A 22,799-nucleotide genomic window follows, 5' to 3' on the forward strand; every position below is an offset into this window, starting at 1 on the left:
GCGCGAAGACTGGGGGTGAATTCATGAAAGGTCGCCGATGACTTGCTGGATCGTGATGACCACGAACTCGGCCGGCTTCAGCGGCGCGAAGCCCACCTCGATGTTCACGATGCCGAGGTTGCGGTCGGCCTGCGTGGTGGTCTCCTTGTCGCACTTGACGAAGTAGGCTTCCTGCGGCGTCGAGCCCTGGAACGCGCCCTGGCGGAACAGGCCGTTCATGAACACGCCGAGGTTCAGCCGGATCTGCGCCCACAGCGGCTCGTCGTTGGGCTCGAACACCACCCACTGCGTGCCGCGGTAGAGGCTCTCCTCCAGGAACAGGGCGAGCCGGCGGATCGGCACGTACTTGTATTCGTCGGCCTGCGCGTCCGAGCCGCGCGTGGTGCGCGCGCCCCACACCACGCGGCCATAGGCCGGGAAGCTGCGCAGCACGTTGATGCCGTGCGGGTTGAGGTTGCCGTTCTCCAGGTCGCTCACGGGCAGTCCGAGGTCGATCACGCCGTTGAGCGTGGCATCGGTGCCGGCCGGCGCCTTCCACACGCCGCGCGTGGCGTCGGTGCGCGCGTACACGCCGGCCAGCGTGCCCGAGGGCGGCATGGCGCGCGGGCGCAGGCCGTCCAGCGGATCGGCGATGCGCACCGGCGGGAAGTACACCGCGGCGTTGCGCGTCTGCGTGACGCCGTTGGCCCAGGCGGCGATGTTGGCGAGCGTCTTGCCCGCGGGCGCATCGAGGATGTAGAAGGCGCGCCGCTGCTCGCACAGGTCCACGCCCGAGGCGATGACCGCCGCGGCCTGCGCGTCGGTCATGTCGAAGGTCTCGGGGATCACCAGCAGGTTGAAGAGGTCGGTGTCGAGCAGCGCCTGCATGCCGGTCTTGGCGAGCGGGCTGCCCACCAGCTCCACCGCGCCGGCGCGCACGCCGTCGACGCCCGGCGTGCCGGGTGCAGGCAGCGGCGCGGCCACCACGGCGGGCCGGTGCCCGGCGCTGCCGGTGAACTCGCGCCCTCCGTTGGCCAGGCCCAGCCCGAGCAGCGCGGCAAGCCCGCCGAACGAGCCGCCGCCGATGGTGACGGCCGACGATTCCCCGGGGGTGGCCGAAGCCAGCATCAGGTGGTCGGTGCCGGCGGTGCCGTCGGCGCCGGTCTCCGAGGCCGCGAGGCCAACCACGCCCGCCGCCGTGATGGCGGCAGTGACGGCGGTGATGACCGCGGCCAGGTCGGCGAAAGGGCCCGCGCCCACGGCCAGCGTGAAGGGCGTGGTGCCGTCGAGCACGCCGGAGATGGTGCGCGCCGCGGGGTCGATCGGCCAGGCCAGCGCGGAGGTGTCGGTGCCGACAGCGAATCCGGCGTCGGCGAAGGCGAGTGCGCGCCGCGCGAGCGTGACCGTGGCCGAAGCGCCGTTGACCACCGACACCGCGTACTGCGGCGAGTTCGCATCGAGGTTGAGGTTGCGGTGCGTCTCCAGCGTCTGCAGGGTCACGCCGTCGCTGCCGAGCTGTTGCACGACGAGGTTGAATTCGGCATCGGGGTTGCGCACCGCGGTGCGGTCGATGGCGATGCGCAGGCTGTTGGCCCAGCTGCCGGGGCTGGCCGCCGTCACGTCGAGCACCGGCGCGGCGGCGTCGTCGTTCAGCACGAAGGCCGCGCTGGCGAAGCTGCTGGCCACGCGCACAATGAGCGCCTGGCTGCCGCCGTTGGCGTAGAACTGCCGCACCGCGTACGACAGCGGGCTGTCGTGGTCGAGGCCGCCGTAGCCGCGCTCGAAGTCGGAGAAGCTCGTGATCGCCACGGCCTTGTCGGGCACGCCCTTGCGGGTGTAGCCGACGAACGCGGCGATGGAGGTCGCGACCCCCGTGATGGTGCGCACGCCGCTCGCGCGCTCCTGGATGTAGACGCCGGGATATGTCACCTGGACCATAGCGTTCCCTTCGCTCGTGTGGACGGCCAAAGCGCCGGACGGGGCCGGTGCGAATCCCTGTCCAGGGTGCAATCGCCGTGCCACCCGGCGCCGGCGCGGCGCCTGTCCGCTAAGTGCTTGTCGGGCATGAAGAAGCCGGGGCCGCACGCTGTGCGTGGGGTGTGGCGGGCGTGTCACGCACGACCCGGTTTCGGGGACCGGGGCGGGTCGAATGACACCCGGTGGGCTTGCCGAGCGCGCGCAAACCATCCAGACTCGCTGGGCCTCGCACGCCTGCGCGCGACGGGGCTGTGTTTTCTTAATTCTTTCCGGTTCATGAGCGCTGTTCCTGTTGCCCCCGATTCCCCGTCCGCCACGCCCGGCGCCATGCCGGGCACTGCCTCGCGCCATGAAGGTCCGCTCGAACTGCGCCGCCTGATCGAGTGGCTCGCCACCGACGGCGTGATCTCGCCGCACGAGGCCAAGCGCACCATCGCGCGCTGCGCCCAGGCCGAGAGCCGCCAGGCACCGCTGGTGCGTCTTGCCAACGTGTCGATGACGCGCGAGAACGACGGCAAGCCGCTCGACCTGGAGATGCTCACGCAATGGCTCGCGGGCCGCGCGGGGCTGGCCTACCTGCGCATCGATCCGCTGCGCGTCGATGTGGGCAAGGTCGCCGACACCATGAGCGCAGCCTACGCCGAGCGACACAAGGTGCTGCCGGTGCAGGTGCTGGCCAACGAGGTGGTGGTGGCGACAGCCGAGCCCTTTCTCACGGACTGGATCGCCGAGGTCGAGCGCCAGTCGCGCCGCGCGGTGCGCCGCGTGGTGGCCAACCCTGCGGACATCCAGCGCTACACGGCCGAGTTCTTCTCGCTTGCGAAGTCGGTGCGCGCCGCGCAGAAAGCCGGCGGCAACACCGGTGGCGCGAGCTTCGAGCAGCTGGTGGAGCTGGGCAAGAGCAACAAGCAGCTCGACGCCAACGACCAGAGCGTGGTGCAGGTGGTCGACTGGCTCTGGCAGTACGCCTTCGACCAGCGTGCGAGCGACATTCACCTGGAACCGCGTCGCGAGCAGGGCGTGATCCGCTTCCGGATCGACGGCATCCTACATCCGGCCTATCAGATGCCGATGGGCGTGATGAACGCGATGATCGCGCGCATCAAGCTGCTGGGCCGCATGGACGTGGTCGAGAAGCGTCGCCCGCTCGACGGCCGCATCAAGACCCGCAACATGCGCGGCGAAGAAATCGAAATGCGCCTGTCGACGCTGCCCACTGCGTTCGGCGAGAAGATGGTGATGCGCATCTTCGACCCCGACACCGCGGTGAAGGACCTCGACGCACTGGGCTTCGCGCATCACGACGCGCAGCGCTGGGAGCAGCTGGTGACGCGGCCCAACGGCATCATCCTGGTGACGGGCCCCACGGGCTCGGGCAAGACCACCACGCTGTATTCGACGCTCAAGCGCGTGGCGACGGAAGAGGTCAACGTGAGCACCGTGGAAGACCCGATCGAAATGATCGAGCCTTCGTTCAACCAGACACAGGTGCAGGCGCAACTCGATTTCGGTTTCACCGAGGGGCTGCGCGCGCTGATGCGGCAGGACCCGGACATCATCATGGTCGGCGAAATCCGCGACCTGGCCACCGCCGAGATGGCGGTACAGGCCGCGCTCACCGGCCACCTGGTGTTCAGCACGCTGCACACCAACGACGCGCCCAGCGCCATCACGCGGCTGATGGAACTGGGCGTGCCGTCTTACCTCATCAATGCGGTGATGCTGGGCGTGCTCGCGCAGCGGCTGGTGCGCACGCTGTGCCCCAACTGCAAGCAGCCTGACGAGACTGTTACCCGCGAAAAGCTCGAGGACCTCGTGAAGCCCTGGCAGATCACGGGCTCGGTGCGCGCGTATAAGCCGGTGGGCTGCGTCGATTGCCGCATGACCGGCTACATGGGCCGCATGGGCCTGTACGAACTGCTGAGCATCAGCGAGGCGTTCAAGGGCAACGTGACCAAGGAGCCCAACCTGGGCGGCCTGCGCCGCCAGGCGGTCATCGACGGCATGCGGCCCTTGCGGCTGGCCGGTGCGCTGCGCGTGGCCGAGGGCGTGACCACCATCGAGGAAGTGCTGAGCGCCACGCCGCCGCTGGAATAATCCGTCCGTTTCTCACGCCTGGTGCCCGGGAGTTCTTTCGGGTTATCCCTAGGCCTCCGGTTAGTGGAATCCACATCGGGCTGACCGGAAGCTGACTCGACAATCCCGCATCGAAATCTGTTCGAGGAGACTGTTCGTGAAGATCAAGAGTCAGAAAGACTTTTTCTCGGGTCTGATGTTCACGGTGGTGGGTGTGGCGTTCGCATGGGGCGCCACCACCTACACCGTGGGCTCGGGTGCCCGAATGGGCCCGGGTTATTTCCCGTTGATGCTCGGTATCCTGATGGCCCTCATCGGGCTCGGGATCATGTTCACCGGCTTGACCGTTGAAACGACCGACGGCGAAAAAATCGGCAAGTGGGCCTGGAAGCAGGTCGTCTACATCCTGGGCGCGAACCTCGCCTTCGGCGTCCTGCTCGGCGGCCTGCCGAGCCTCGGCGTGCCGGCGATGGGAATGATCATCGCCATCTACGCGCTCGTGATCATCTCGAGCCTGGCCGGCAGCGAGTTCAACCTGAAGAAGGTCGTCGCGCTCGCCACCGTCCTGGCCGTGGGCAGCTACGTTGCCTTCATCTGGGCGCTGAAGCTCCAGATCCAGGTCTGGCCGACCTTCATCACCGGTTGAGAAGAAAGCCGTTCACATCATGGAATTGATTGACCACCTCTCGATGGGTTTTGGCGTTGCCTTTACCTTCACCAACCTGCTGTACTGCCTGGTCGGCTGCATTCTGGGCACGCTGATCGGCGTGCTCCCGGGCATCGGCCCGGTCGCGACCATCGCGATGCTGCTGCCCGCCACGTATGCGCTGCCGCCCGTGTCGGCACTCATCATGCTGGCCGGCATCTACTACGGCGCGCAGTACGGCGGCTCCACCACCGCGATTCTGGTGAACCTGCCCGGCGAGTCCTCGTCGGTGGTGACCGTGATCGACGGCTACCAGATGGCGCGCAAGGGCCGTGCGGGTCCCGCACTGGCGGCCGCCGGCCTGGGTTCGTTCTTCGCAGGTTGCGTGGGCACGCTGATCCTGGCCGCCTTCGCGCCGCCGCTGACCGAGCTGGCCTTCAAGTTCGGCCCTGCCGAGTACTTCTCGCTGATGATCCTGGGCCTGATCGGCGCCGTGGTGCTGGCCTCGGGCTCGCTGCTCAAGGCCATCGCGATGATCGTGCTGGGCCTGCTCATGGGCCTGGTCGGCACCGACGTGAACTCGGGTGTGGCGCGCTACAGCTTCGACATTCCCGAACTGACCGACGGCATCGGCTTCGTGGCCATCGCCATGGGCGTGTTCGGCTACGGCGAAATCATTGCCAACCTCTCGCGTCCTGACGACGAACGCGAAGTGTTCACCGCCAAGGTCTCGGGTTTGTTCCCGACCAAGGAAGACTTCAAGCGCATGACGCCTGCGGTCCTGCGTGGCACGGCGTTGGGTTCGGCACTGGGCATCCTGCCCGGCGGCGGTGCACTGCTGGCGGCTTTCGCGGCCTACACGATCGAGAAGAAGACCAAGCTGAAGCCGGGCGAAGTGCCCTTCGGCAAGGGCAACATCCGCGGCGTGGCGGCTCCCGAGTCGGCCAACAACGCCGGTGCGCAGACCTCGTTCATTCCGCTGCTGACGCTGGGCATCCCGCCGAACGCCGTGATGGCGCTGATGGTCGGCGCCATGACGATCCACAACATCCAGCCGGGTCCGCAGGTCATGACCAGCAACCCCGAACTGTTCTGGGGACTGATCGCCTCGATGTGGCTCGGCAATGCGATGCTGATCATCCTGAACCTGCCGCTGATCGGCATGTGGATCAAGCTGCTGTCGGTGCCGTACAAGTACCTGTTCCCGGCGATCGTGCTGTTCTGCGCCATCGGCGTGTACTCGACCAACAACAACACCTTCGACATCTGGATGGTGGGCATCTTCGGTCTGGTGGGCTACACCTTCTTCAAGCTGGGCTGCGAACCTGCGCCCCTGCTGCTGGGCTTCATCCTGGGCCCGATGATGGAAGAGAACCTGCGCCGCTCGCTGCTGCTGTCGCGCGGCGACTGGAGCGTGTTCGTGACGCGTCCGATCTCGGCGAGCCTGCTGGCTGCCGCTGCGCTGCTGCTCATCATCGTGCTGCTGCCTGCGGTGAAGTCCAAGCGCGAAGAGGCCTTCGTCGAGGATTGATCCGGGGTCTTGCACCCGCTCCAGGAACGGCGCCTTCGGGCGCCGTTTTTGTTTCGGGCCGCCGCCGCGGACCGGATCGCGACCGCCCAGGCACGATTGATGCAGCGGTTTCATATATCTATCCGATAAATCCATTTCTATTTTCAACCTCGCGGGCGTCCAATCTTCCGGCTGCGCCGGGCATGGCGCACCGCCAAGCAAACATCTCGGACACAATGATTTCCATGAAACGACAAAGCTTCGTGCGCGCGGCCGCTGCGGCTGCCGCCCTGCTGCTCGCCGGGGGCTCCGCCCTCGCGCAGAACTATCCGAACAAGCCGATCCGCCTGATCGTGCCGTTCCCGGCAGCCGGCGCGACCGACCTCTTCGCCCGCACGCTGGGCCAGAAGATGGGGGAGAAGCTCGGCACCACGCTGGTGGTCGACAACAAGCCGGGCGCAGGCGGCGCGATCGGCTCCGACCAGGCGGCCAAGGCCGCGCCGGACGGCTACACGATCCTGCTGGCCACGACCAGCACGCACTCCATCGGCCCGGCCATCAGCAAGCTGCCCTACGACACAGTGCGCGACTTCACGCCCATCGCACACGTGGGCGACGCGGCCAGCATCATGCTGGTGCCGGTCAACTCGCCCGCGAAGACGGTGCGCGAGTGGATCGACTACGCGAAGAAGAACCCCGGCAAGCTCAACTACGCGTCGAGCGGCAACGGCACCATCGTGCAGCTCACGGCGGAGCTGTTCAAGGCGCAGGCCGGCGTGTTCGTCACGCACATCCCGTACAAGGGCACGGCGCTGGCCATTCCCGACCTGATCAGCGGCAAGGTCGACGTGCTGTTCGATTCGCTGCCCACCGGCATGCCGCACGTGCGCGACGGCCGCCTGCGCGCGCTGGGCGTGACCTCGCTCAAGCGCAGCCCGCTGGCGCCCGAGCTGCCGGCCATCGCGGACACGCTGCCGGGCTATGAGTCGAACACCTGGTTCGGCTTCTATGGACCGAAGAACCTGCCGGCCGACATCGTGGCCCGCGTGAACAAGGCGGCGAACGAAGCGCTGGTCGACCCCGAGGTGAAGGAAAAGCTCGCTCGCCTGGGCATCGAGCCCGCGACGCCAGGCACGCCCGACCAGTTCGCGAAGATGGTGGCCGTCGACGCCGCCAAATGGAAAAAGATCGTGGTCGATCGCAAGATCACCAACGAATGAATGAGCTCGCCCCCAGGCTGCGCGCACTGCGTGTCGCTACGCCTTCCCCCTGCCGGGGGCAACACCGGCGGCCCGGCGAAGCCGGTTCCGCGGTGTTCCCGACTTTTCGAGTTGTCCTTGAAGGCCCTGTATGAAGTTTGACTACGCCAACCCCTACCTCTCCACGCGCATTCCGATCTTTGCGCGCAACGTGGTGTCGACCTCGCACCCGCTGGCCTCGCAGGCCGGGCTGCGCATCCTGCAGCAGGGCGGCAACGCGGTGGATGCGGCCATCGCCACGGCGGCGGTGATGACATTGGTGGAGCCGGTGAGCAACGGCCTGGGCAGCGACGCTTTCTGCATTCTGTGGGACGGCAAGGAACTGCACGGCCTCAACGCCTCCGGCCCGGCGCCCAAGGCGTGGACGCCCGAGTACTTCAAGAGCAAGTACGGCGCCGATGCCGCGACGCCGCCGATGCGCGGCATCGACTCGGTCACGGTGCCGGGCGCGGTGCGCGGCTGGGTGGCCATGAGCGAGCGCTTCGGCAAGCTGCCGTTCGCCGACCTGCTGGCACCGGCCATCGACATCGCCGAGCGCGGCTACCTCGTGCCGCCGGTGGTGCAGGGCAAGTGGGCCGCGGCCACGCCGATCCTGAAGTCGCAGCCTGGTTTCGCACAGGCCTTCCTGCCCTGGGGCCGCGCGCCCGAGGTGGGCGAGCTGTTCCGCTTCACCGCGGCCGCGCGCGCATTGAAGGCCATAGCCCGCACCAAGGGAGAGGCCTACTACACCGGCGAAATCGCCGAGGCGCTGGCGAAGTTCTCGGCCGAGCAGGGCGGCGCGCTCACCGTGGCCGACCTCGCGGCCTACCAGCCCGAATGGGTCAAGCCGATCTCGCGCGACTATCGGGGCCACACGCTGCACGAGATCCCGCCGAACGGCCAGGGCATCGCCGCGCTGATCGCGCTGGGCATCCTCGAGAAGTTCGACATCGCCTCGCTGCCGGTCGACTCGGTGCAGTCGCAGCACCTGCAGATCGAGGCGATGAAGCTGGCCTTTGCCGACGTGTACCGCTACGTGTCGGAGCGCAACACCATGGAAGTGACCACCGAGCAGATGCTCGACGATGCCTACCTGGCCTCGCGCGCGCGCCTGATCGACGTCAAGAAGGCCCAGGACTTCAAGGCCGGCAATCCGGTGAAGGGCGGCACCATCTACCTCACCGCGGCCGACGAGAGCGGCATGATGGTGAGCTTCATCCAGAGCAACTACATGGGCTTCGGCTCGGGTTGCGTGGAGCCCGAATTCGGCATCAGCCTGCAGAACCGCGGCCACGGCTTCAGCCTGAAGGCCGAGAGCCCGAACGTGGTGGCGCCGGGCAAGCGCCCGTTCCACACGATCATCCCGGCCTTCCTCACGAAGGACGGCCAGCCGGTGATGAGCTTCGGCGTGATGGGCGGCAACATGCAGCCGCAAGGCCACATGCAGACGCTGGTGCGCCTGCTCGACTACAGGCAGAGCCTGCAGGCCGCCTGCGATGCGCCGCGCTGGCGCTTCAACGCGGGCCTGGAGATCAATGTCGAGGCCGCGATGAACCCCGCCACGCTGCAGGGCCTGCGCGACCTGGGCCACCACCTGGAAGTGATCAACGACTCGTACCAGGACTTCGGCGCGGGCCAGTTCATCTGGCGCGCCGGCGAGCCCTCGGTCGAAGGCTACGTGGCCGCGAGCGATCCGCGCCGCGACGGCCTGGCCGCGGGCTACTGAGCCGGCGCGAGCGCGTGGCTGGGCCACCCGCTGCAGGGCGAGCGGCAGCACGGGGTTTGGGTTTGCCGCGATGATCGGGGGATGAACAAGACAGCCGCATCGACCGGCATTCCCTCTTTGGAGACGCACAGGAAGGGCTATGCGTCCGGCCTGGTGCTTGCGACGCTGGGCGCCATCGCGTTCAGCGGCAAGGCCATCATCGTCAAGCTGGCGTACCGCTACGGGGTGGACGCCGTCACGCTCATCATGCTGCGCATGCTGTTCGCGCTGCCGCTGTTCGCGGTGATGGCATGGTGGGCGGGGCGCGGCAAGCCTGCGCTCACCGGACGCGACTGGATCGGCGTGATCGGCCTGGGCTTCTCGGGCTACTACCTCGCGAGCTTTCTCGATTTCGCCGGGCTCGCCTACATCTCGGCCAGCTTCGAGCGGCTCATCCTCTACCTCAACCCCACGCTGGTGCTGTTCTTCGGCTGGCTGCTGTACCGGCGCCGCCCGACGCGCCCGCAGGTGCTTGGCATGGTCGTGAGCTATGCCGGCGTGCTGCTGGTGTTCGGCCACGAACTTTGGAGCGGCGGCAGCGGCAAGGGCGGCGGGGCGGCGGCGTGGGGCGCGTTCCTCGTGTTCCTGAGCGCCGTGAGCTATGCGGGCTATCTCGTCTACAGCGGCGAGTTCGTCAAACGCCTCGGGTCGCTGCGCCTGGTGGGCCTGGCCACCACCGTGGCCTGCGTGCTGTGCATCCTGCAGTTCGTGCTCACGCGGCCGATGAGCGCCGCGATGGCGGTGGCGCCCGAGGTGATCTGGCTGTCGGTGCTCAACGCCACGCTGTGCACGGCGGTGCCCGTCCTCATGGTGATGATGGCCATCGAGCGCATCGGCCCCGCGGTGGCCGCGCAAACCGGCATGATCGGGCCGCTGTCGACCATCCTCATGGGGGTGGTCATACTCGGCGAGCCGTTCACCGCATGGATTGCGGCCGGCACGGTGCTCGTGATCGCGGGCATCTTCGTTTTCACGCGCAAGGGGCGCTGAGGCCCCTTGCGAAACCTCAACACATACAAGACCGACTGGAGAAACGACATGGATCTGGGTATCGCAGGCAAGACCGCGCTGGTGTGCGGCGCAAGCAAGGGGCTGGGCTACGGCTGTGCGGAAGCGCTGGCGCGCGAAGGCGTCAACGTGGTGATCGTGGCGCGCGGCGCCGAGGCGCTCGAGGCGGCATCGAAGAAGCTGGTGGAAGCCGCCGGGACGTCGGGCGCGTTCGTGAAACACGTGGCCGCCGACATCACCACCGAAGCCGGCCGGGCGGCCGTGTTCGCGCTGGGCCACGACTTCGACATCGTCGTCACCAACGCCGGCGGTCCGCCGCCCGGCGACTTCCGCAACTGGGACCGCGAGGCGTGGATCAAGGCGGTCGATGCCAACATGCTCACGCCCATCGAGCTCATCAAGGCCACGGTGGACGGCATGGCGAAGCGCGGCTTCGGCCGCATCGTGAACATCACGTCGAGCTCGGTGAAGTCGCCGATTGACATCCTGGGCCTGTCGAACGGCGCACGCAGCGGCCTCACCGGCTTCGTGGCCGGCGTGGCACGCACGGCGGTGGCGGCGCAGGGCGTGACCATCAACAACCTGCTGCCGGGGTCGTTCGACACCGACCGCCTCAAGGGCACGATGGCCGGCGCGGCGCAGAAAAGCGGCCAGGACTTCGACACTGTGTGGGAAGCCCGCAAGAAGAACATCCCGGCCAGGCGCTTCGGCACGCCGGCCGAGTTCGGCGCCATCTGCGCGTTCCTGTGCAGCATGCAGGCCGGTTACATGACGGGCCAGAACATCCTGGCCGACGGCGGCGCCTACCCCGGCACCTACTGAGCGCGATTCACGAGAGCGACGGGAGGCGCATCGTGAGCAGGGAGTCATTCAAAAAAATAACGCTGGTCTCGGTCACCGGCTTACCCGACGCGCGCGGCGCGGCGCTGGCGCTGCGGCACAGCCAGGCACAGATGCCCGGCGCCCGCGCGCTGCTGTGCAGCCCGAAGGCGCCCGACGACCTGGCGCCCGGCATCGAACATCTGGCGATCGCGCCGCTGAACTACCACGAGTACAGCTGGTTCATGATGTTCGCGCTGTGGCGCGTGGTTCAGACCGAGTTCGCGCTGGTCGTGCAGGAAGACGGCTGGGTCGTCAACGCCGCCAACTGGAGCGACGGGTTCCTGGACTGCGACTACATCGGCGCCCCCATCCATCTCGCGAAGATCGATTCGCCCCAGGGGACGTACTGGCGCAACCGCTTCGAGTGGGCGGACGAGCTCGCCAAGCCCGGCCACGTCGTCACGCCCATCCAGAACGGCGGCTTCAGCCTGCGCAGCCGGCGCTTCATGCGCGCGCTGGTCGACCATACGCACATCCGTGTGGAGATTCCGCCGCCCGATGCGGTCGGCGGCGAGCCGGTGCGGATGCACTGGGACCACAACGCGCTGCTCGAGGACGTGCAGCTCAGCGGCGTGCTGCGCCCCGCGCTCGAAGCCGTGGGCATGCGCTTTGCGCCGCTGGAATTGGCGCGCAGCTTTGCCATCGAGCACGCGGGGCCGCAGCTGCACCATGGCTACGACGCGATGCTGCTCTTCGGCCATCATGCGAAGGTGCGGCAGCTCGTGAGCCTGTCGCCGCTCACGCTGCGGTCGCTGATTCCGTTGTCGCAGCTCGACGGCTGGTACGGCGAGCGCGACATCCTGCAGATGTTCGAGCGCAACGGCTACTGCATCGAGTTCGCGCCGGAGCCCGAGGCGAAGACCGCAGCGATGCCCACGCGTAGGGTCTACGACTGCATCACCTACAACGGCGAGGCCGACATCCTCGCGGCGCGGCTGCACGAGCTGTCTGACGTGGTCGATTGCTTCGTCGTCGTCGAGGCCGACTGCACCTTCAGCGGCGAGCCGAAGGCGCTGCGCTTCGATGCCGCCGACCCGCGCATCGCGGCTTTCCTGCCGCGCATCCGCTACATCGCGGTGCACGACATGCCGATGATCGACGAGGCGGCCGATGCTGCGGCGGTGGTGGGCGACTGGCATTCCGATGCGCCGAAGTCCGGCTTCTGGATACGAGAGAAGTTCCAGCGCAACCAGGTCATGCGCGGCCTGCACGATGCGGCGCCGCACGACCTGGTGATGGTCTCGGACGCCGACGAGATTCCGCGCGCCGAGGTGGTTCGCGCGATGCGCGACGACCGCCGACACGAGGTCTACGGGTTGTGCCAGGCCTTCTACTATTTCTATGCGAACTACCGCAACGTCGAAGGGCCGGAGGCCTCGTCGGTGTGGACCGTGGCCGCCACGCGTGCCCGCTTCGACAGCCTCACGCCCGACCAGCTTCGCATGCGAGTGCGCAGCGGCGCGCAGCCGGCGCTGATCCTGGCGGATGCCGGCTGGCACTTCTCGTACCTTGCGATGAGCGAGGACGCGGTGCGCGCGAAGATCCGGGGCTTTGCGCACCAGGAGTACAACTCGCAGGCTTTTCTCGATGCCATCGACATTCCCGCGCTGCTGGCGTCGGGGCACGATCTGTACGACCGCCCGGGCTATGCCTGGCGCGTGGTGGACAAGGCAGAAGCGCCGCGCTGGATGCGAGAAGAGCCCGGGATGGCGCAGCTCTTCGCCTGAGGGCCGCGCTCAGCGCCGGGACGCCACCACGATCCCACCCACGATCAGCAGGAACGCCGCGCCGTGGTACCAGTGCGGCGGCTCGCGCAGGAAGGCGGCCGACAGCACGGCCGCGAACAGCGGCGTGAGGTTCATGAAGATGCTGGCTGCCTGCGGCCCCGCGCGCTGCACGCCGGTGCCCCAGCAGCGGTAGGCCACCACCGCGGGACCGATGCCGATGAAGAGCATGGCCGCGACGAGCGGCCAACCCAGGTTGATGTGCGCGTCGGTCAGCGTCCATTCGCCGGCGGCCAGCGCGCCCGACCATGCCAGGCCGAACACCAGTTGCGCCATCAGGAACGCTGCCCAGTCCTGGCGCACCGCCTTCGGCTCGTGCGTGCGCGCCAGCAGCCAGCTGTAGAAGGCCCAGGCGATGGTGCCCACGATCATGTAGAGGTCGCCCGGCACCAGCCGCAGCCCGAGCAGCTGTTGCCATTCGCCGCGGCTGAGCACCAGCAGCACGCCGACCATCGACAGCAGCGCGCCGCCTATTTCGCGTGCGTTCACACGCGCGCCGAAGAACACGCTGCCCACGGCGAGCATCCACAGTGGCAGGCTGGAGCCCACCAGCGTGGTGTTGATGGGCGTGGAGGTCTGCAGCGCCAGGTACTGGGAGGCGTTGTACAGGCCGATGCCCAGCAGCCCGAGCAGCGCGTAGCGCTTCCAGTGCGTCCACAGCGGGCTGCCGCGGCGCAGCACCGGCGCGGCGAACGGCAGCAGCAGCACGAAGGCGATCACCCAGCGCACGAAGTTCAGCGTGAGTGGCGACACCAGCTCACGCACCATGCGACCGACCACGGCGTTGCTGGCCCACAGCAGCGGCGGAATGAGCAGCAGGACAACGGTAAGGGCCGTGAGCGGCGCGTGGCGGGGAAGGTGCTGCGGCGGTGTCGACATGGCCGCCGACTCTACCGGGCAATGATGCCCCGCGCCGCCACGGGACACCCGGGCGTGGCAGGATGCGTGCTCCGTTTTTCCCTTGCGCATGGAGACTGAAACATGATGAGCAAAGCCGTCCGTATCGACCGCCATGGCGGTCCCGAAGAACTGAAGATCGTCGAGGTGGATGTCGGGGAGCCCGGCCCCGGCGAGATCCGCATCCGTCACAAGGCCGTGGGCCTGAACTTCATCGACACCTACCAGCGCAGCGGCCTCTACCCGTTCGCCATGCCTCTGCAGCTCGGCATGGAGGCCTCGGGCGTCGTCGAGGCGGTGGGCGGGGGCGTGACGCACCTGAAGGCCGGCGACCGTGCCGCCTACGCAAGCCCGCCGCCCGGTGCGTATTGCGAGCTGCGCGTGATGCCGGCCAAGTGCGTGTGCAAGCTGCCCGACGACATCTCCTTCGAGACCGGCGCGGCCATGATGCTCAAGGGCCTGACCACGCAGTACCTGCTGAAGAAGACGCTGCCGGCCGAAGGCCTCCAGGCCGGCGACTTCATCCTGTTCCATGCGGCCGCGGGCGGCGTGGGCCTCATTGCCTGCCAGTGGGCGAAAGCGCTGGGGCTGCAGCTGATCGGCACCGCCGGCAGCGACGCCAAGTGCAAGCTCGCGCTGGCGCACGGCGCGGCGCATGCCATCAACTACAGCACCGAGAACTTCGCGCAGCGCGTGAAGGAGATCACCGGCGGCAAGGGCGTGAAGGTGGTGTATGACTCTGTGGGCAAGGACACCTACGAAGGCTCGATCGACTGCCTGCGGCCGTTCGGCCTGCTGGCGGTCTTCGGCAACGGCTCGGGCCCCGTGCCGCCGATCAACCTCGGCACGCTAGCGTCGAAGGGTTCGCTGTACGTGACGCGACCCACGCTGTTCACCCACATGTCCACGCGCGAGAGCACGCAGGCCATGGCCGACGACCTGTTCGCCGTGGTGCGCAGCGGCGCGGTGAAGATCCCGATCGAGCAGCGCTATGCGCTGGCCGACGTGCAGCAGGCGCACCGCGACCTCGAGGCACGCAAGACCACGGGTTGCACGATCCTCACGCTCTGAAACCGGAATCCGCGAAGCGACTGATGCTGTGGGCGCGGTGGGCAGGATTGACGCCAGTCTTGTCCTACCCGCGCTGGGGCGTCATGCCTTCGACTTGTGGCGGGTGCACTTTGTAGCCTCGGTCAGAGCCTGAAAAACCTGAAGGCAATCCGAGCACATCCGTGATGAACACAAGCAACATTCGCACTTTCATCGTCGAAGACAACGCCACCATCCGCGAGAACCTGGTAGGCACCTTGCGGGAAGTCGCACGCATCGATCCCATCGGACAGGCCGAGTCGGAAGCCGAAGGTACGCGCTGGCTGACGGTGAATCTGTCGCAGTGGGACCTGGCGATCGTCGACCTGTTCCTGAAGGACGGCACCGGCTTTCGCGTGCTCGAGGCCTGCCGCGATCGCGAGCCCGGCCAGAAGATGGTGGTGCTGAGCAACTACGCCACGCCCGAGATGCGCCGAAAGTGCGCCATGCTCGGCGCCGACGCAGTGTTCGACAAGGCCACCGAGGTGGAAGACCTGATCGACTTCTGCGTGCGCCAGCGCCAGGCGCTGTTCAGGAGCCCGCCTTCGGGAATGGCTTCTGCGCAGCCTTCGGAACCTTCGACGCGCTCTCGCCAGACACCGCTGCGGCATTGAGCGCGGCGGTGTCGCGCACGATGCCCCAGACGTGCTCCGCCAGCGGCGAGAGTGCGCGGTTTCGCCGGCGGATCAGCATCACCGCGCGCTGAACGCGCGGCGCCAGAGGGCGCACTGCAAGCTGCGCCAGCCCTTCGGGCGGCAACGACATTCCCGGCATCACGCTGATGCCGATGCCGGCTTCGACCATGCGGAAGACGGTGGTCGGGTGTCCGAGCTGCTGCTTCACCTCGCACTGCGCGCCATTGCGCTCCAGTGCCTGGTCGATGAGGCGCCGGCTGCCCGAGGCGTGGTCGAGCAGCACCAGCGGCTGCCCTTCGAGCGAGCTCCAGCGCACCGACGGCTTCTGCGCGAGACGGTGCGACGGCGGCAACACGAGCACGAACGGGTCGGCCAGGATCGGCTCGCAATACAGGTCGTCGGCTTCGGAAGGCTCGATGACCACGCCGAAGTCGACTTCGCCGCTGCGCACGCTGTCGAGCACGTCCTGCTGGATGCGGTCGAGCAGCAGGAACTGGATGCCCGGCGCCGTCTCGGCGCAGGTGGCGATGCAGCCCGGCATGAGGTTGGCAGAGAGCGTCGGGCTGCTGGCTACGCGCACCTTGCCGCCGCGTGCGCTGGCAAGTCCGGCAACGTCCTGCAGGGTCTGGTCGAGGTCGTCGAGCACGCGATCGAGGCGGGCCGCAAGCGACTGGCCGGCCTCTGTCAGCACCACCTCGCGCGTGGTGCGGTCGAGCAGCTTGAGGCCGAGCTGCGATTCGAGTTCGAGGATCGAGCGGCTCACGGCGGGCTGGCTCAGGCCGACCTGGTCACCGGCACGGCTGAAGTTGCGGCCTTCTGCCACGGAGCGGAACACGCGAAGCTGGCGCAGGGTGACGTTCATGCGGCGAAATCATATATCCATCCGATAAATCCATTTCTCTTTTGAATCGCGGCGGAGTCCAATTCGCGTCATGGCACGTTCACGCTTTCTCCCCGACAACTTCACGCTCGCGCTCGTCTCGGTCGTGACCCTTGCAAGCCTCCTGCCGGCCAGCGGCCGCGTCGCGCACTTCTTCGAAGGCCTGACCACCGTGGCGATCGGGCTGCTGTTCTTCCTTCATGGCGCGAAGCTGTCGCGCGAGGCGATCATGGCGGGGATCACGCACTGGCGGCTGCACCTGCTGGTGTTCGCCGCGACCTTCATCCTGTTCCCGGTGCTGGGCATCGCCCTGAAGCCCGTGTTGTCGCCGCTGGTGACGCCGGACCTGTACACCGGCGTGCTCTTCCTCTGCGTGCTGCCGGCCACCGTGCAGTCGGCGATCGCCTTCACCGCGATGGCGCGGGGAAACATGCCGGCCGCGATCTGCAGCGCCTCGGCGTCGACCCTGCTCGGGGTGTTCATCACGCCGGTGCTTGTGAATCTGGTGGTGTTGCCGCACGGGGGCAACGCATCTTCCTCCTTCGATTCGATCGGGAAGATCCTCCTGCAGCTGATGGTGCCGTTCGCTGCCGGGCACCTGCTGCGGCCGGTGATCGGGAAGTGGGTGCAGAAGCGTGCGGCGGTGCTGAAGTTCGTGGACCAGGGGTCGATCCTGCTGGTGGTCTATACGGCGTTCAGTGCGGCGGTGATCGAAGGGCTCTGGAAGCAGATTCCCGTGAGTGCGTTGCTGGGCTTGCTGCTGGTCTGCGCTGTGCTGCTGGCACTGGCGTTGACGCTGACGACGCTGTCTGCTCGCAAGCTGGGGTTCGACAAGGCCGACGAGATCACCATTGTTTTCTGCGGGTCGAAGAAGAGCCTGGCGAGTGGGATTCCCATGGCGAAGGTCTTGTTTGCTTCGCATGCTGTGGGGGCTATCGTGCTGCCCTTGATGCTTTTTCATCAGATGCAGTTGATGGTTTGTGCTGTGTTGGCGCAGCGGTATGCGCGGCGGGTGAGTGACTCTTCGGTCCGGGATGGTTCGTTGGAAGTTGCTGCCAAGTAGTGTTTGGCTTCCGGGGCCGGGTCTCGGCCCGGCGGCCGACCTGCTTTTCTTTGCTTCGCCAAAGAAAAGTAGGCAAAAGAAAGGCGACCCCACTGTCTGCGACCCCTTCGCTGCGCTACGGGGCAACCTGCGGTGCTCGCGTTTCGCGGGGTCTCGCAGAACTCGCTTCGCTCAAACAGCTGCGAGCCCTGATCCGCGAAACGCTGCGCTCCTCGGCGCAGCCAGAGGGGAGGGCGCGGGAACCACACGGGCCATTGCTTCGCTCGGCCTCTGGTCACTGCAGGCGCTGTGCGCCTGGAGTGTTGAAACTGTGCGAAGGCCTCTGTTGGTGTCGATGACGGTTTGAAGCGGTCAATGCAGTGCAGGTGCCAGCGTTGAGACCGACCTGAAAATGGATCGAGAGCAAGAGCAAGAGCAAGAGCAAGAGCAAGAGCAAGGCAGAAGTGCAAGCACGGGCCTGGACACAGACACGGACACGGACACGGGCATGAGCATGAGCATGAGCATGAGCATGAGCATGAGCATGAGTGCAGCGAGAACGAGAGTTCGAGCCGTCAGTTCCGAAGCCGAGCGAAGCGATGGCGCGTTCGGTATTGAAATCCCTTCTGGCTGCGCCGAGGAGCGCAGACGTAGGAGGGATCAGGGCCGCAGCTGTTTGAGCGCAACGCAGTGGAGCGAGTTCTGCGGACCCCCTCCTATGTCGAGCACCGCAGGTTGCCCGTAGCGAAGCGGAGGGACGCGGACAGCAGGGTCGCCTCTCTTTTGCCTACGTTTCTTTGGCGAAGCAAAGAAAAGTAGGTCGGCCGCCGGGCCGAGACCCGGCCTCGAAAAGCAAATTCCCAACCAACCTGTCTACCAGACCAAACCCAGACCAAACCCAGAGCAAACAGCAACCCCAACAACACAGGTTGCCCGCAACAAACCCTACCCCTCAATCTTCCCCAGCCGAGACTCCCTCAACCGACTGGGCGCCAACGCCCCTGCCGACTCGAGAATCGGATAAGCAATCGAGCAGATGTGCGAATTGATCCGCTTCAGGTCGCTGATCAGGTCGATGTGCAGTGAGCTGGTCTCGATGCTCAGCGTGGTTCGATCGGACAGGCGATCGAGGTGGGTGGTGGCATACGCGCGTTCCAGGTCACGGAAGCGCGCCTTCTCCTCGAGCAGCTTCTGCGCGTCGCGCACGTTGCCGTTGAGGAACACGCTCATGCTCAGCCGCAGGTTGGCGACGAGCCGCCCATGGAGCTCAACGATCTCTGCCATGCCGGCTTCGGAGAAGTTGCGATGCGGTTTGATCTTCTTGTCTTCCACATCGATGATCACGCGCTCGATGATGTCGCCGATCTGCTCCATGTTGATCGTGAAGCTGATGATGTCGGTCCAGCGCCGGCTTTCCTCCTCGCCCAGCGCCTCGCGCGAGATGCGGGTCATGTAGTACTTGATGGCCGAATAGAGCTGGTCGACGGTGTCGTCGAGCTGCCGCAGCTCCTGCGCCAGGCGCGTGTCGTTGTGGCGGATCACGTCGAGGATGCCGATGAGCATGGTCTCCACGATGTCCGCCTGGTGCAGCGCTTCGCGCGCGGCGTTCGAGATGGCCAGCGACGGGGTGGACAGGGCCGAGGGGTCGAGATGATGCGGGCGGCTGGTGCCTGTGGCCTGCTGGGGCACGGGCAGCATGCGGCTCACCAGCTTGGCCACCCATTGCGTGAGGCCGATGAAGCCGACGCTGATGATGACGTTGAATGCGAGGTGGAACAGCACCACGCCGTGGGTCTGGTTCGGCAGTTCGGGCTGCACGTAGCGGATCCACAGGCCGATGAAGGGCGCGACGATGGCAACGCCCAGGGCCTTGAAGAGCAGGTTGCCGATGGTCACCTGCCGCACCGGGATGGCGGACTTGGCGGTGGTCAGCACGGCCAGCAGGCCGCTGCCGAGGTTGGCGCCGAGCACCAGGCCCAGGGCCACGTCCAGCGGCACGACGTTGGAGGTGGCCATGGCGGCCACCAGCAGGACGACGGCAAGGCTCGAATACGCCACGATCGCCAGCACCGAGCCGATGGTGATCTCCAGCAGCACATCGCTGTTGATCGATGCGAGCAGCGTGCGCACGGCGGGCGAGGAGAACAGGGGCTCGGTGGCCTCCACCACGAGCTGCAGTGCCAGCAGCATCAGCCCGAGTCCGATCAGCACGCGGCCGACGCGGCCGGCCACGGTGTCGGCGCGTGCGATGAACAGCACCACGCCCACGAAGATGAACATGGGGGACAGCCACGACAGGTCCGCCGAGAACAGCACCGAGATCAGCGCGGTGCCCACGTCCGCCCCCCGCATCACCGCCAGCGCCGCAGGCAGCGTCACCAGACCCTGCCCGACGAAGGACGAGGTCATGAGGGAGGTGGCGGTGCTCGATTGCACCAGCGCGGTCACGCCGATGCCCGAAAGGGCGGCCGTGAAGCGGTTGCGCATGCTCTGCACGAGGATCTTGCGCAGGTTGGCGCCGAAGACGCGCAGCACGCCGGTGCGAACGAGCTGGGTGCCCCAGACCAGCAGGGCGATGGCCGCCAGCAGATTCAGGAGATGCTTCATGGGTGTCGGGTTCTATCCTTTTCGTTTTGGTTCGTTTTGACCCCATTTTCCACGGATACGCGTTTCAGTCGATCAGCGCTCCGTTTTCGTGGAAAGGATACGGCCCTTCGAAGTTCCCCGAAGCCGCGAGGTGCGTGACCAGCCGCCGCTCGGCGGAGGACCAGGCGTGCACCCGGAATGCGGGCGGCTCGAGCGTCCAGGCGGAGGCCGCGTCGGGGGCGAGGTCGAGACAGACCTGGTGCGCCTGCGCGGGGGAGGTCGAGGCGATGGTGCCGCCGAAGCGAACGTCGATGGCGCGGTGCAGGTGGCCGCAGATCACGCGTTCGACGTTCGTGTAGCGCGAAAGCAGGGCTTCGAGCGCGTCGGCGCCTTCCAGCAGGCCGATCTCGTCCATGTGGCCGATCAGCGTGCGGAACGGCGGGTGGTGCATGGCGACCACCACGGGTTCGCCGCGCGCCGCCTCGAGTTCGGCCCCGAGCCAGGCCAGGCGCTTCTCGCACAGGGTGCCGTGGCTGGCGCCGGGCACGCAGGTGTCGAGCGTGAGCAGGCGCAGCGCGCCGACTCGCACCGAATACTGGACGAAGCCGTGCGTGTCGGCGCCGGTGCCCAGGTAGGCATGGCCGGGAAAGCTGCGGCGCAGCTGATCGCGGTCGTCGTGGTTGCCGGGCAGCAGGTAGACCGGCATGGCCAGCGGCGCCAGCAGCCGGGCGAGGTGCTCGTATTCGGCGGCGCGGCCGAAATCGGTCAGGTCGCCGGTGATCACCACCGCGTCGGGCGGCTGGCGCAGGGCCAGCACCGACTGCACCGCGCGTTCGAGGTACGGCGCGGTGTCGATGCGGCCGTAGGCCAGCCGGCCCGGCTCGCGGATGTGCAGGTCGGTCAGCTGGACCAGGAAGGTGTTGTCGTTCGTTGAGGCTGTCGTCATGCGTTGGCTTCCTGCGACGTCATCAGGCGGTCGGGGTGGATGCGAAGGCCCACGCTGTCGCCCGGTGCGAAAGGAGTGTCTCGTCCCACGTCGGCCACCAACAGGGGCTGGTCGGCCACGCGCAGGTGCAGTTGCACGCGATCGCCGAGAAAGGTGCGGCGTTCGACGGTGGCGGCGCCCCAGCCGGGCTGGGGCGTGTTCACCTCGATGTCTTCCGGCCGGACCAGCAGGTTTGCATGGCTTTGCCAGGCGGCGGGGCAGGGCATTTCGGCCCCTCCGAGTCGGACAACGCCTTGTGCGATGGCCCCGGGTTCGCGTTCGAGCCGGTTCACCCGGCCGAGAAACTCCGCCACGAAAGGATGCGCCGGCGCGCGGTACAGGTCTTCGCCGCGGCCCACCTGCACGATGCGCCCCGCGCGCATCACCGCGAGCCGGTCGGCGATGGCCAGCGCCTCCTGCTGGTCGTGGGTGACGTGGATGGCCGTGATGTGGAGCCGGCGCAGGAGGTCGGCGAGCTCGTCGCGCAGCGATTCCTTGAGCTTCGCATCGAGCGCGGCCAGCGGCTCGTCGAGCAGCAGCACGCGCGGGCGCACGGCCACCGCGCGCGCCAGTGCCACGCGCTGGCGCTGGCCGCCCGAGAGCTCGGCCGGGCGCCTGTTCTCCAGGCCGTTGAGGCGCACGAGGTCGACCAGCTCGCCCACGGCACGCTGCTCTTCGGCCGCTGCCACGCCGCGGATGCGCAGGCAGTAGCCGATGTTGGCGGCCACCGTCATCTGCGGAAAGAGCGCGTAGCTCTGGAACACCATGCCCACGCCGCGATGCTCGACCGGGCGCTGCGTCACGTCCTGGCCGCCGAACACGATGCGGCTGCCCGCATCGGGCGACTCCAGCCCGGCGATCAGCCGCAGCAGCGTGGTCTTGCCGCAGCCCGACGGGCCGAGCAGGGCGAGCACCTCGCCGGCCTGCACCTGCAGGTCGGTGGGTTGCAGGCCGCGCGTGCCGTCGGCGTAGGTCTTGGCGCAGTTGGCGATGTCGATGGGGACGCGTTCAAGTTCCATGGCGTTTCTGGATGAGTGTGGCGAGGTACTGCAGGCCCCACAGCACGGGAAGGATGACGGCGAAGAAGACCAGCGTGTAGGCCGAGCCGATCTCGATGCGCATCGAGGCGTAGCTGTCGGCCAGGCCCACGGGCAGGGTGCGCGTGAGCGGCGTGTGCAGCATCCACGTCAGGTTGAATTCGCCCACCGAGAGCGTGAACACCATCAGGCTGCCCGCCACGATGGCCGGGAACACGGCCGGCACCAGGATGCCCATGAAGCGCTGGCGGAAGTTCGCACCGAGCGAGCGCGCGGCCTCCTCGAGCGCGAGCAGGTCGTCGCGCTCGAAGGCCGAGCTCACGGTGCGCACCATGAAGGGCAGCGTGAACACGATGTGGCCCACGAGGATGAAGGCGAAGCTCTGGCGGAACGCGGTGAGCTGCCCGTAGGCGAGGATCAGCGCGAGCGCGGTGGCCAGGCCCGGGACCGCGACCGGCAGCGTCAGCAGTTCCTCGAAGATGCGCGCGCCGCGCGAGCGGCTGCGCGCGAGCGCATAGGCGCAGGGCACGCCGAGCAGCACGGTGCCGATCACGCAGGCCACGGCCAGCGCCAGCGACCAGCCGACCGTGCCGCCGTAGTTCTCCCACACCTCGCCGAGCCAGCGCAGCGTGAGGCCGCTCTTCAGCCCGGTGCTGTAGTTGTTGACGAGCCCTGCCATGACCGACAGCAGCATCGGCGCGATCATGAAGAGGCTCACGATGACCGTCACGGCAAGCAGGAAGGGTGCCTTGGCGGATGTGTGGTTTCGCATGGTGGGTGGCC

At 67.3% G+C, this 22,799-nt stretch carries 18 protein-coding genes; 11 read left to right on the top strand and 7 right to left on the bottom strand.

Features of this window, described 5'->3' with window-relative positions; translation table 11 throughout:
- Nucleotides 1–21 precede the first annotated feature (21 nt).
- A complete protein-coding gene (locus AACL56_RS09235) occupies nucleotides 22–1,917 on the bottom strand; it encodes a phage tail sheath family protein (protein ID WP_339089540.1) in 1,896 nt (631 codons plus the stop codon).
- A gap of 366 nt (nucleotides 1,918–2,283) precedes the next feature.
- On the opposite strand from AACL56_RS09235, the gene AACL56_RS09240 reads away from it, so the two are divergent.
- From AACL56_RS09240 to AACL56_RS09275, 8 genes are all read left to right on the top strand, one after another.
- Nucleotides 2,284–4,053, top strand: coding sequence for a GspE/PulE family protein (locus AACL56_RS09240; RefSeq protein ID WP_425337053.1), 1,770 nt, complete (start codon nucleotides 2,284–2,286; stop codon nucleotides 4,051–4,053).
- 136 nt (nucleotides 4,054–4,189) lie between these two features.
- A complete protein-coding gene (locus AACL56_RS09245; protein WP_339089542.1) occupies nucleotides 4,190–4,678 on the top strand; it encodes a tripartite tricarboxylate transporter TctB family protein in 489 nt (162 codons plus the stop codon).
- 19 nt (nucleotides 4,679–4,697) lie between these two features.
- Nucleotides 4,698–6,209 (top strand): tripartite tricarboxylate transporter permease, encoded by a 1,512-nt coding sequence (locus AACL56_RS09250; RefSeq protein ID WP_339089543.1) that lies wholly within the window; start codon nucleotides 4,698–4,700, stop codon nucleotides 6,207–6,209.
- Between the two features lie 224 nt (nucleotides 6,210–6,433).
- Complete coding sequence (locus AACL56_RS09255) at nucleotides 6,434–7,408, top strand: tripartite tricarboxylate transporter substrate binding protein (RefSeq protein WP_339089544.1); 975 nt, start codon at nucleotides 6,434–6,436, stop codon at nucleotides 7,406–7,408.
- A 130-nt stretch (nucleotides 7,409–7,538) separates the two neighbouring features.
- Nucleotides 7,539–9,152, top strand: coding sequence for a gamma-glutamyltransferase family protein (locus AACL56_RS09260; protein WP_339089545.1), 1,614 nt, complete (start codon nucleotides 7,539–7,541; stop codon nucleotides 9,150–9,152).
- Between the two features lie 81 nt (nucleotides 9,153–9,233).
- On the top strand, nucleotides 9,234–10,181 hold the full coding sequence (locus tag AACL56_RS09265) for a DMT family transporter (RefSeq protein ID WP_339089546.1): 948 nt from the start codon (nucleotides 9,234–9,236) through the stop codon (nucleotides 10,179–10,181).
- Nucleotides 10,182–10,229: 48 nt separating this feature from the next.
- The gene (locus AACL56_RS09270) at nucleotides 10,230–11,021 is read left to right on the top strand and encodes an SDR family oxidoreductase (RefSeq protein WP_339089547.1); all 792 of its coding nucleotides are present in this window, start codon (nucleotides 10,230–10,232) and stop codon (nucleotides 11,019–11,021) included.
- A gap of 32 nt (nucleotides 11,022–11,053) precedes the next feature.
- Entirely contained in the window at nucleotides 11,054–12,808 is a 1,755-nt protein-coding gene (locus AACL56_RS09275; RefSeq protein ID WP_339089548.1) for a DUF5672 family protein, read from the top strand.
- Nucleotides 12,809–12,817: 9 nt separating this feature from the next.
- On the opposite strand, the gene AACL56_RS09280 is transcribed toward AACL56_RS09275, so the two are convergent.
- Nucleotides 12,818–13,744 (bottom strand): DMT family transporter, encoded by a 927-nt coding sequence (locus AACL56_RS09280; protein ID WP_339089549.1) that lies wholly within the window; start codon nucleotides 13,742–13,744, stop codon nucleotides 12,818–12,820.
- A 102-nt stretch (nucleotides 13,745–13,846) separates the two neighbouring features.
- Here AACL56_RS09280 and AACL56_RS09285 point away from each other — a divergent pair, with 102 nt between their 5' ends.
- Both AACL56_RS09285 and AACL56_RS09290 read left to right on the top strand, forming a co-directional pair.
- A complete protein-coding gene (locus AACL56_RS09285; protein ID WP_339089550.1) occupies nucleotides 13,847–14,833 on the top strand; it encodes a quinone oxidoreductase family protein in 987 nt (328 codons plus the stop codon).
- Between the two features lie 164 nt (nucleotides 14,834–14,997).
- Nucleotides 14,998–15,465, top strand: coding sequence for a response regulator (locus AACL56_RS09290; protein WP_339089551.1), 468 nt, complete (start codon nucleotides 14,998–15,000; stop codon nucleotides 15,463–15,465).
- On the opposite strand, the gene AACL56_RS09295 is transcribed toward AACL56_RS09290, so the two are convergent.
- Entirely contained in the window at nucleotides 15,383–16,348 is a 966-nt protein-coding gene (locus AACL56_RS09295) for a LysR family transcriptional regulator (RefSeq protein ID WP_339089552.1), read from the bottom strand. The genes AACL56_RS09290 and AACL56_RS09295 overlap by 83 nt on opposite strands.
- 70 nt (nucleotides 16,349–16,418) lie before the next feature.
- Here AACL56_RS09295 and AACL56_RS09300 point away from each other — a divergent pair, with 70 nt between their 5' ends.
- Nucleotides 16,419–17,429 (top strand): bile acid:sodium symporter family protein, encoded by a 1,011-nt coding sequence (locus AACL56_RS09300; RefSeq protein WP_339089553.1) that lies wholly within the window; start codon nucleotides 16,419–16,421, stop codon nucleotides 17,427–17,429.
- Nucleotides 17,430–18,353: 924 nt separating this feature from the next.
- Here the strand turns inward: AACL56_RS09300 and AACL56_RS09305 are convergent.
- From AACL56_RS09305 to AACL56_RS09320, 4 genes are all read right to left on the bottom strand, one after another.
- Nucleotides 18,354–20,015: a Na/Pi cotransporter family protein gene (locus tag AACL56_RS09305; RefSeq protein ID WP_339089554.1), complete on the bottom strand. Its 1,662-nt coding sequence runs from the start codon at nucleotides 20,013–20,015 to the stop codon at nucleotides 18,354–18,356.
- 64 nt (nucleotides 20,016–20,079) lie between these two features.
- Entirely contained in the window at nucleotides 20,080–20,940 is an 861-nt protein-coding gene (locus AACL56_RS09310) for a phosphodiesterase (protein WP_339089555.1), read from the bottom strand.
- Complete coding sequence (locus tag AACL56_RS09315; protein ID WP_339089556.1) at nucleotides 20,937–21,998, bottom strand: ABC transporter ATP-binding protein; 1,062 nt, start codon at nucleotides 21,996–21,998, stop codon at nucleotides 20,937–20,939. Before AACL56_RS09315 ends, AACL56_RS09310 begins: the two co-directional genes overlap by 4 nt.
- Nucleotides 21,988–22,788: an ABC transporter permease gene (locus AACL56_RS09320; RefSeq protein ID WP_339089557.1), complete on the bottom strand. Its 801-nt coding sequence runs from the start codon at nucleotides 22,786–22,788 to the stop codon at nucleotides 21,988–21,990. The genes AACL56_RS09315 and AACL56_RS09320 overlap by 11 nt, the downstream gene beginning before the upstream one ends.
- Nucleotides 22,789–22,799: the final 11 nt, after the last annotated feature.

The organism is Variovorax paradoxus (genome assembly GCF_902712855.1).
GTDB lineage: Bacteria > Pseudomonadota > Gammaproteobacteria > Burkholderiales > Burkholderiaceae_C > Variovorax > Variovorax paradoxus_Q.